At 63.6% G+C, this 9,061-nt stretch carries 8 protein-coding genes; 4 read left to right on the top strand and 4 right to left on the bottom strand.

What is annotated here, in order from left to right:
• Nucleotides 1-82 precede the first annotated feature (82 nt).
• From ACG10_RS16360 to ACG10_RS16350, 3 genes are read right to left on the bottom strand one after another with little or no spacing between them, the layout of a single operon-like run.
• Nucleotides 83-1,423: a sigma-54-dependent transcriptional regulator gene (locus ACG10_RS16360; protein WP_089169020.1), complete on the bottom strand. Its 1,341-nt coding sequence runs from the start codon at nt 1,421-1,423 to the stop codon at nt 83-85.
• Between the two features lie 43 nt (nt 1,424-1,466).
• Nucleotides 1,467-3,065, bottom strand: a complete 1,599-nt coding sequence (locus tag ACG10_RS16355) for a sensor histidine kinase (protein WP_089169922.1) — start codon at nt 3,063-3,065, stop codon at nt 1,467-1,469.
• A 25-nt stretch (nt 3,066-3,090) separates the two neighbouring features.
• Nucleotides 3,091-3,333 (bottom strand): PP0621 family protein, encoded by a 243-nt coding sequence (locus tag ACG10_RS16350; protein ID WP_089169019.1) that lies wholly within the window; start codon nt 3,331-3,333, stop codon nt 3,091-3,093.
• Between the two features lie 226 nt (nt 3,334-3,559).
• Between ACG10_RS16350 and ACG10_RS16345 the strand changes: the two genes are divergently transcribed.
• Together ACG10_RS16345 and ACG10_RS23835 are read left to right on the top strand one after the other, a co-directional pair.
• Complete coding sequence (locus ACG10_RS16345) at nt 3,560-5,194, top strand: NAD+ synthase (protein WP_198318963.1); 1,635 nt, start codon at nt 3,560-3,562, stop codon at nt 5,192-5,194.
• 589 nt (nt 5,195-5,783) lie between these two features.
• On the top strand, nt 5,784-6,110 hold the full coding sequence (locus ACG10_RS23835) for a hypothetical protein (RefSeq protein ID WP_157731474.1): 327 nt from the start codon (nt 5,784-5,786) through the stop codon (nt 6,108-6,110).
• A 46-nt stretch (nt 6,111-6,156) separates the two neighbouring features.
• Here the strand turns inward: ACG10_RS23835 and ACG10_RS16340 are convergent, their stop codons facing one another.
• Nucleotides 6,157-6,474: a hypothetical protein gene (locus tag ACG10_RS16340; protein WP_089169017.1), complete on the bottom strand. Its 318-nt coding sequence runs from the start codon at nt 6,472-6,474 to the stop codon at nt 6,157-6,159.
• 463 nt (nt 6,475-6,937) lie between these two features.
• Here ACG10_RS16340 and ACG10_RS16335 point away from each other — a divergent pair, with 463 nt between their 5' ends.
• Together ACG10_RS16335 and ACG10_RS16330 are read left to right on the top strand one after the other, a co-directional pair.
• Nucleotides 6,938-7,954 carry a substrate-binding domain-containing protein gene (locus tag ACG10_RS16335; protein ID WP_232487129.1) on the top strand — a complete coding sequence of 339 codons (1,017 nt, stop codon included), beginning with the start codon at nt 6,938-6,940 and terminating at the stop codon, nt 7,952-7,954.
• A gap of 716 nt (nt 7,955-8,670) precedes the next feature.
• The gene (locus ACG10_RS16330; protein ID WP_089169016.1) at nt 8,671-8,955 is read left to right on the top strand and encodes a hypothetical protein; all 285 of its coding nucleotides are present in this window, start codon (nt 8,671-8,673) and stop codon (nt 8,953-8,955) included.
• Nucleotides 8,956-9,061 lie beyond the last annotated feature (106 nt).

The following is a 9,061-nucleotide window of genomic DNA, read 5'->3' as shown; positions in this document are numbered from 1 at the left end:
TGGCGGCGATGCGTAGGGCGGGTTGCAACCCGCCGGACAAGGCGAAGGCCTGTCTCCCCGAGGAGGGCGCCAAAGCCGGGCCTCAGTCGATGCCCAGCTTCTTCAGGCGGTAGCGCATGGAGCGGAAGCTCAGGCCCAGGCGCTCGGCGGCGGCGGTGCGGTTCCAGCGGGTTTCCTCGAGGGCCTGCATGATCAGCCGGCGTTCGAGTTCCTCCAGGTAGTCCTCGAGGTTGTCGATGCCGGCCAGCGAGGTTTCGCCGCTCTCGCCCGGGCTCGGGGTGTCGCAGAGGCGCAGGTCGCGGGCCTGGATCAGGTCGTCCTCGCAGAGGGTGTAGGCCCGCTCCAGCATGTTCTCCAGTTCGCGCACATTGCCCGGGAAGCGGTAGCTGCGGAGCTTTTCCTGGGCCTCCTCGCCGAGCCGGGCCGGTGGCAGGCCGGCTTCCTCCGCGAGGCGCGCCAGCATGATCGCCGCCAGCGCCGGAATGTCCTCGCGGCGCTCGCGCAGCGGCGGCACGCGCAGCTCGATGACGTTCAGGCGGTAGTAGAGGTCCTGGCGGAAGCGGCCGGCGGCGACCTCGGCGGCCAGATCCTTGTGGGTGGCGCTGAGGATGCGTACGTCGACCACCACCTCCTGCTGGCCGCCGACCGCGCGCACGGCCTTTTCCTGGATGGCACGCAGCAGCTTGACCTGCATCGGCAGCGGCAGGTCGGCCACCTCGTCGAGGAACAGGGTGCCGCCGCTGGCGGCCTGGAACAGGCCTTGCTTGTCCTCGATGGCGCCGGTGAAGCTGCCCTTGCGATGGCCGAAGAACTCGCTTTCCATCAGTTCCGAGGGAATCGCGCCGCAGTTCACCGGGACGAAGGGGCGTTCGGCGCGCGGCCCCTGTTCGTGGATCAGGCGGGCGACCACTTCCTTGCCGCTGCCGGACTCGCCGCTGATGTAGACCGGCGCCTGGCTGCGCGCCAGCTTGGCGATCTGCTTGCGCAGCGTGCGCATCGGCGGCGAGTCGCCGATCAGCCGGCTGTCCACCGCTTCCTCCTCGATCGCCGGTGCATGCAGGCGCAGGGCGGTGGCGACCAGCTCGCGCAGGCGGGCGAGGTCGACCGGCTTGGTCAGGAAGTCGAAGGCGCCGGCCTTGAGGGCATTGACCGCGGTGTCCAGGCTGCCGTAGGCGGTGATCATAGCGACCGGGACCTGCGAGTGGCGCTGCTGGATGTACTGCACCAGCTCCAGGCCGCTGCCGTCGGGCAGGCGCATGTCGGTCAGGCACAGATCGAAGCGCTCGCGGCCCAGCCAGTCGCGCGCCTCCTGGAGGTTGCGGGCGCTGCGGGTGTCGAGCTTCATCCGGCCCAGGGTGATTTCCAGCAGTTCGCGGATGTCGGGCTCGTCGTCGACGATCAGGGCTTTCTGTCGGGCGCTCATGCTCGGACTCGATTGCAGATGGCGATGATTGGGAAACGGTGGGTCATCCGTGGCGTGCCTGGGTCAGCTTGCGTGGGTGGGCGAAGGTGATGCGGAAGCAGCCGCCTTCACCTTCGCCGCCGCGGTAGTCGAGGCGGGCCTGGTTGCTTTCGCACAGCTCGCGGGAGATGTACAGGCCCAGCCCGGTGCCCTTGGTTTCGGTGGTGAAGAAGGGCTCGAAGATGTGCTCGATCTGCTCGGCGGGCACGCCGGGGCCGTCATCGCGCACTTCGAGGACCGGCAGGTCGCTTTCCGGGGCGCGGAACAGCCTGAGCCAGACCTGTCCCTGCGGGTGGCACTGGGCGCTGTAGCGCAGGCCGTTCTGCACTAGGTTGGTGAGGATCTGGATCAGCTGGTTCGCGTCCATGCGGGTCTTCAGGGAGCCGTCCCGGATCTCCAGGTGCAGGATCTGGTTCGGCGCCGCCGAGGCGCGGTATTCGCCGGCGAAGCGGTGCAGCCAGTACTTCAGGTCGAGCAGCTGCGGTTCGGCCTGGCGCCGGCGCGACAGCTGCAGCACGTTCTCGATCACCAGGTTCATGCGCCGCGACTGGTCCTGGATGATCTGCGCCAGGCGCCGGTCGGGGCCGTCGAGGCACTCAGACTCCTGCAGCAGCTGGGCGGCGTGGCTGATGGCGCCGAGCGGATTGCGGATCTCGTGGGCGATGCCGGCGGTCAGCCGGCCGAGCGAGGCGAGCTTGAGCTGCTGGGCCTGCTGGGCGATCTGCGAGATGTCCTCGAGGAAGACCAGGATGCCCCGCCGTCCGCCCCGCGTGAGGGCGACGAAGTTCGGTTGCACCAGCGGACCGTGTGGCAGGGTGTGCAGGTCCTGCGGGCGCAGGGTCGGGTTCTGCTGCCACTGCTGCAGGCGCTCGACCAGCTCCGGGCAGTGGGCGGCGAGCGGCTGTCCGGTCAGTGCGGGGTTGCCCAGCAGGGTGAAGGCGCTCTGATTGGCCAGCAGCACCTGCTGCTGCGGGTCGAGCACCAGGATGCCGGTCCGCATGCGCTCCAGGATCTGTACATTCAGGGCCTGTAGGTCGGCGACCTCGGCGGCGCGTCGTTCGGCCAGGGATTCGCTGCGCCGCAGGCGGCGGGTCAGGCTCTGCACGAGCAGCGCGCTGGCGAAGCACAGCGAGCCCAGCGCTCCCGCATGCACGTACTGGCTGGCGGCCGCAGGGCGGTTGAGGCCCAGGTAGAAGGTCATGTAGACCAGGCCGCTGGCCGCCACGGCGGCGATCAGCAGGCCGATCCGTCCGTGCAGGAGGATGTTGGCGACGGCCACCGAGACGATGATCAGGTTGCCGATGCCGCTGGACGGGCCACCGGCCGTGTAGAGCAGGCCCGAAAGCAGGATCACGTCGACCAGTGCCAGGCTGAAGATCTGCAGGGGTTTGGGGTGGTGCACTAGAACGGCGACCAGAATGTTCAGGATCAGGTAGAACCAGCTGCCGTGGTGGAACAGCTCCGGGTGGGCGACCTGCAGCAGCCGCTCGTCCAGATTGCTGGAGATCAGCAGCACCAGCAGCAGGCCGATGACCAGCCGGTACAGGTGGTACAGGCGCAGGACGTTGCCGCCCTGAGGGCCGTCCAGCGGGGTGCCGATCAGGGGATCGCCGCCTGGCGGCAGGGGCTCAGCGCTCACCGTGGCGCGGACCCTGGGTCAGATGCGCCTGGCTGCAGTACCAAAGGCGGCCGTCGGCCAGCGCCTCCTCGCGCGGCAGATGCACGCCGCAATGGGCGCAGCGCACCATGGGCTTGGGCGTTTCGGGTTCGGCCCAGGTGGCGGGGGGCGAGGCAGGGCGCGTCAGCCGGCGCCACAGCCAGATGACGGCGATGATGACGAGAATCCAGAACAGCAGACGAAACAGGCCCATGGAGTGCTCTACTCGAAGGAGGGCCGGCATTTTAGCAAGCCGGGGTTTTCCGGGGCCATGCCGTTGCTGGCTTCCGTGCGCGGGTCGGCATGTTGTGCGCGGCTTTTCCGGTTCGCCCGTCACCGGCCTGCGCGTTGTTTCTGCAGGCGTCGATGCGGGAGAATGGATTTTTCGGAGCGCGCCCGTGTGCATGCCGGGCGCGTCACATTCATCGGTGGAGACGGCCATGAGCCAAACCCTGCGGGTCGTGATGGCCCAACTGAATCTGCGCGTCGGCGATGTGCACGGCAATGTCGAGCGCATCGTCGAGGCGGCCTGCAGCGCCCGTGACGACTGGGACGCGGATGTCATCGTGTTTCCCGAACTGGCGCTGTGCGGCTACCCGCCGGAGGATCTGCTGCTGCGCTCGAGCATGCAGTTGCGTATCGAGCAGGGCCTGCAGCGAATCAAGGACGAGGTGCGGGGCATCTATCTGGTACTCGGCTACCCCTGGCTGGAGGACGGGCAGCGTTTCAACGCCGCCGCGGTGATCGCCGATGGTGAGCTGCTGGCGCGTTACTACAAGCAGCACCTGCCGAACTACCGGGTGTTCGACGAGCGCCGCTACTTCGAGCCGGGCAGCGAGGCCTGCCTGCTGGATATCAAGGGCGTGCCGGTGGCCCTGTCGATCTGCGAGGACATCTGGTTCCCCGGCCCCATGCGCCAGGCGAAAGAGGCCGGTGCGCGGCTGATGCTCAGCCTGAACGCCTCGCCCTTCCATCTGGACAAGCAGCGCGAGCGCGAGGAGATCCTCGCCACCCGGGCCGCCGAAGGTGACATGCCGGTGGTCTACGTCAACCAGATTGGCGGTCAGGACGAGCTGGTGTTCGACGGCAGCTCCTGCGTGGCCGCGGCGGACGGCCAGGTCGTCCAGCGCGCGCCAGCCTTCGCCGAAGGGCTCTACCCGGTCGATCTCTGCATCGAGGACGACGGAGCGGTGCTGCCGCGCGCCGCCAACTGTGCGCCGCTGCCCGAGCTGGAGGCGAGCGTCTACCAGGCGCTGGTGCTGGGAGTGCGCGACTATGTGCGCAAGAACGGCTTCAAGGGGGTGATCCTGGGGCTGTCCGGCGGCATCGATTCGGCGCTGACCCTGGCCGTGGCGGTAGATGCGCTCGGCGCGGAGCGGGTCGAGGCGGTGATGATGCCCTACCACTACACGGCACAGATGAGCCTCGAGGACGCCGAGGCGGAGGCCCGCGCCCTGGGCGTGACCTACCGGGTACTGCCGATCGCGCCGATGGTCGAGGCCTTCATGGGTACCCTGGCGCCGGTATTCGAGGGGCTCGGCCGGGATACCACCGAGGAGAACCTGCAGGCGCGCTGCCGCGGCACCCTGCTGATGGCCATTTCCAACAAGAAGGGCTATCTGGTGCTGACCACCGGCAACAAGAGCGAGATGGCGGTGGGCTACGCGACCCTCTACGGCGACATGGCCGGCGGTTTCGACGTGCTCAAGGACGTTCCCAAGACCCTGGTGTTCCGCCTCTGCGACTATCGCAACAGCCTGGGGATGGTGATTCCCCAGCGGGTCATCGACCGCCCGCCGTCAGCCGAGCTGGCCCCCGACCAGAAGGACGAGGACTCGCTGCCGCCCTATCCGGTGCTCGACGAGATCCTCAAGCTGTACGTCGAGTACGACCTCTCGGCCAACGCCATCATTGCCGAAGGCTTCGACGAGGATACCGTCAGGCGGGTGCTGCGGCTGGTCGATCTCAACGAGTACAAGCGCCGTCAGGCGGCGGTCGGGGTGCGGGTGACCCAGCGCGGCTTCGGCCGGGACCGGCGCTATCCGATCACGTCCGGCTGGCGCTTGGGGGACTGATGGGGAGGGGTGTCTTGTCCCTTTCCGGCCGTTTCCGCAGATGGCTTTCGGCAGCTTTGGCCGGGGCTATCGACTACAGGGGTCGCTGGCGCGTGCTGTGCGGCCCTCGAGGGGCTTGAATGGGCCGTTTTGCAAACGGCAGGGGAGCCCGCTGGCAGGGCTGCGGACACGCTTTATAGGTGGGGCGCAGATCGGTCAGCGGCAAACCGAATGTATATCCTCGGATTGGTCGGTATCAGGGCTGCCATCACGAGAGATTGCTGAGTCGCATTTATTCGACGCAAACAAAAAGCGACAAGGGATCGCCTTGTCGCTTCATGTTCTTCCTTTCTTCCGTGGGCCATCATCCTGATGATATCGCGATCCGGCGACAGTCCCTTGGCCTCCATCCTTGGTGGCCTTCATCGATCCGTCGATGTCGGTGTGGAAGTAAATCTACCGCAGCAGCAGGACTGGATAAATTGGGAAAGCTCCCGATCTTTTGTAGGTTATGGCTTACAGATGGCCGTCGCTCGGCTTGTAGGGCTTGTCCATGGGCTTGGCGACCTTCGGGGCAGAGTAGTCAGCTGGCGGCGTGGCTTTGCAGGGCATGAAGCATGCCCCCAAAACTTCGGGCTTGGGCATCACAGGCAACAAAAAACCGGCTCTAAGGCCGGTTCTTCGTGGGTTTCGGGCTTTCTTGGGAAGGCTCGAAGACGGGAGGGACTCGAACCAATCGCTGAAAGCCTTGCAATTTCTGGCTTTTGGTTTGATGTGGTTTTTCGTCTACTCACAAATCTACTCACAAAACGAAAAGTACCCCCCTTTTCGGCTGCTTTTTGACCAGTTCCAAGCCCATCAGGATGACGCACTGCTGGCGCTGGTGATCGTCGTCACTCCCTCGGCTCGGGGTGGTGTTCGGTGGGGAGGGGGATGAAACCGGCGACAGGGTGCGGGCGTATCCGCCTCATGGCGAGCCGGCGTCACGGCCACAGTCTTGGAAACCGCCAATGTCGTAGAGCTGCCAGCACCTGGGAGGGCATGAGCCGCTTGGAAGATGTGTTCGGCTCCGTGCACATCTTTGCTTCTTCGATGCCTTTGCCGCATTCGCCGTAGACCCGTTCGACCCAATCGCAATACAGGCGCAACATCGCCGCGAGCGGCATTTCCGCCAGCTGCCGCATAACCGGGCGATCACTCGGCAGCGTGGCCGCCAGATGCCGGATGAAAGGCTGGTTACCGGCCAGCTTCCGCACAACGTCGAAGTATTCGATGGTCTGCTGTTCGCGTGTTCCGATCATCGATTCGGCTCCTCGGTAGCACCGCTTTTGTATGGTCTACTCGACCCTACCACGAAGGGTGTCAAGGAATTGTCCGCAGCGGCGCCGGTTACGCTTACAAAACTTTTGTAACCGTCGCCCTCCAGCTCAGCCCCACGCGCAGGCTGGCGGCTACCTGACAAAACCTGACATCCAAACGGTCCCCACGCGCACGCGGGCAGGTAGATCGGCTGAACTTCCAGCCGATGGCCGAAACCGCCATGGCAGCGGTTTGAGCATGGTCCAGTTCTGGGCCATCCTCCCCATGCGGGGGAATGAGGCGTGCTCAGTGAGACGTTTTGGTCTCAGTGAGACAGATCGGTCTGTTTCGGCTCGGCTGGTCCGAGTTGGGTTAGTTGGTCTGTTTCGACTGCTCCCGACTGCCTCAGACAATCATGATAATTTCGGTAGCTTGCTCGCCTGCTGGGACTTGTAGGGACACAATTTGAAAATATTACGATCTTCTCGTTTTATTGCGGCGGGCCTGCTCTGCGGGCTGCTGGTCACTCCCCTTGCTAGCGCTGACCCCTTGCAGTTCGCATTGGTCGCCAAGCGGATTGATCATGATTTCTTCATCTCGGCCGCCAAGGGCTGCGCTGAGGCTGCCCAGGCCCAGGGCGATACCTGCCTGTTGTTGGGTGCTTCGGGGGCGTCGCATTTTCGCCGGCAAAATGAAGCCCTGGAACAGGCTCTCGCTAGAGGGCTGGATGGTATCGCCCTGTCGGTGACCCATTCAAAGTGGCTGGCCAATCACGCCCTGAAACGGGCAAACAAGACACCACTGATCACTTTCGATTCGGATTTGGAACCCGCAGAGCAGCATCTGCGCAGGGGATACGTCGGACTCGACAATCTGGCCTTCGGCCGGCAACTGGGCATGCTCGCCCAACGCCTCAGGCCACAAGGCGGAAAGCTGTGCGTCCTGAGTGGTAGCTCGCGGGACACCAACCATCGGGAGCGTCTGCGAGGCATTCGCCAGCAGTTGCGCGGTGACCAAGCCGAGAGTAGAGTAGCCGACCGGCTGAACGGACAGAATGGCTGGAGCGAGCCGAATCGCTGCCCGTTATATGACACCGATAATCAAGAGAGCGCGTTGCTCAAGCTCACCACCCTGCTGAACTCCACCAACCAGTACGACACCATCATCAGCCTTGGCAGTTGGCCGGTTCATCACGCCGATATCTATCGCCGGCAACTCGGCCCACTACTTGCCAGACTCAAGGCAAAGGGTACGTCCCCGACCATCATCATCGCTATTCCCGAGTTCGACACAGCGCTGCGCCCGCTGCTTGAAGATGGCCTAGTACAGGCCTATCTGAGCATGGAGAGCCGCGAAATCGGTCGCCAGAGCTATCGGCTACTGAAGAGCTTGGTGCGAGGCGAGCCCATTCCGAAGAGGATTTTCGTCAATAGCCACGCCTACCTATCCGAGGTGCCGTCGGATATTCCCACGGAGCGTTGAAGCACCCCCATTTATCATCATTCAGCCATAGCGTGACTCCCGGTTTTTTAGTTTCGCGGGCGTGAAAAAAGACTTCAGGGCGCGGTCTAGGCGTACAAGGGCTGAAAGTTTCGACCTTCCCCCTCCCCATCGGCCACCAGCACCAGGCACGAACAGGATCAGGCCGGGCCATCGGCTACCTATAACCTCCCTGTGCCTTAGCGTGGGGCTGGTACCTGCTCTGGCCTGCTGTCAGGCGCTCGCATCACTCCAATCTCACCCTTCCGGCCTTGTTGCGATCTTGCTGCGTCCACGGCTTGACGGCGGTCATTCATGGGGTTGTTTTCACAAAAGCCGGAATGCCGGCCTTTTAGGGAGTCAAGAAACCCCCGCCGCCTTACCGTGTTCTTACCGTTCCCTGGCCTCATTCATGGGGTTGTTTCGCAAAGGCCGGGACATGACTGTAAACGCGCTTTACAGGTGGCTTGCATGGGGTGTTTTCGCAGATCGGGGTGCCGCCCCGGATTGGCCGGCGATCATTCCCGGCTTTCCGGGCATGTAGAAAGGGCGGATCGGGTAATGTCAGATTTTCGGATATTGCTTGCCGCTTCGTCGTGACCAGTGCGTGATTGCTGTTGACGCGGCTCCAGATCGGCGAGGGACTTCTCCAAAAGCTAAGCTGATGTAGACGCTCCAAGTTATGCCTATGAGCCACAAGCCAAATAGGACGGACTAGCATGGCGCAGCAGATAGACGTAAACGACAATTTCCCTGAGGGGTTTTATGAAGAGTTTGCTCGACTCGCTATTGCCTTTGGGCGACTTGAGTACATGGTTAAGCTTTGCCTCAAAGATCTTCTAGGCCAAGGATTTACTCAAGGCATGGTCGAGGGGGAAAGCTTGCTTTACTTCAAGAAACTTTGCCAAAAAGCTCAAGAGCAGGCCAAGACTCGTCTTTGCCCCGTACAGGTGGCACCTTTCTGCACCCTCATCGGTCAGGCCATGACTTTGGGGATGGTCTGAAGTAGTCATGTATTTCTGGCTGACTTCAGCCCCCGCCGACTTTGAAAGCGGAGAATCGATCAAAAACGATCGGATCACCCGCTCGTTTCTGCGTTTTTTAGCCACC

Source organism: Azotobacter chroococcum, assembly GCF_002220155.1.
GTDB classification, from domain to species: Bacteria; Pseudomonadota; Gammaproteobacteria; order Pseudomonadales; family Pseudomonadaceae; genus Azotobacter; species Azotobacter chroococcum.
This window is presented reverse-complemented; position numbering and strand designations above follow the sequence as displayed.

Bases quoted from the DNA above. Each gene is read 5' to 3' on its own strand.
- ACG10_RS16360 (WP_089169020.1), bottom strand. From the start codon at position 1,423: ATGAGCGCCCGACAGAAAGCCCTGATCGTCGACGACGAGCCCGACATC.
- ACG10_RS16350 (WP_089169019.1), bottom strand. From the start codon at position 3,333: ATGGGCCTGTTTCGTCTGCTGTTCTGGATTCTCGTCATCATCGCCGTC.
- ACG10_RS16345 (WP_198318963.1), top strand. From the start codon at position 3,560: ATGAGCCAAACCCTGCGGGTCGTGATGGCCCAACTGAATCTGCGCGTC.
- ACG10_RS23835 (WP_157731474.1), top strand. From the start codon at position 5,784: ATGAAGCATGCCCCCAAAACTTCGGGCTTGGGCATCACAGGCAACAAA.
- ACG10_RS16340 (WP_089169017.1), bottom strand. From the start codon at position 6,474: ATGATCGGAACACGCGAACAGCAGACCATCGAATACTTCGACGTTGTG.
- ACG10_RS16330 (WP_089169016.1), top strand. From the start codon at position 8,671: ATGGCGCAGCAGATAGACGTAAACGACAATTTCCCTGAGGGGTTTTAT.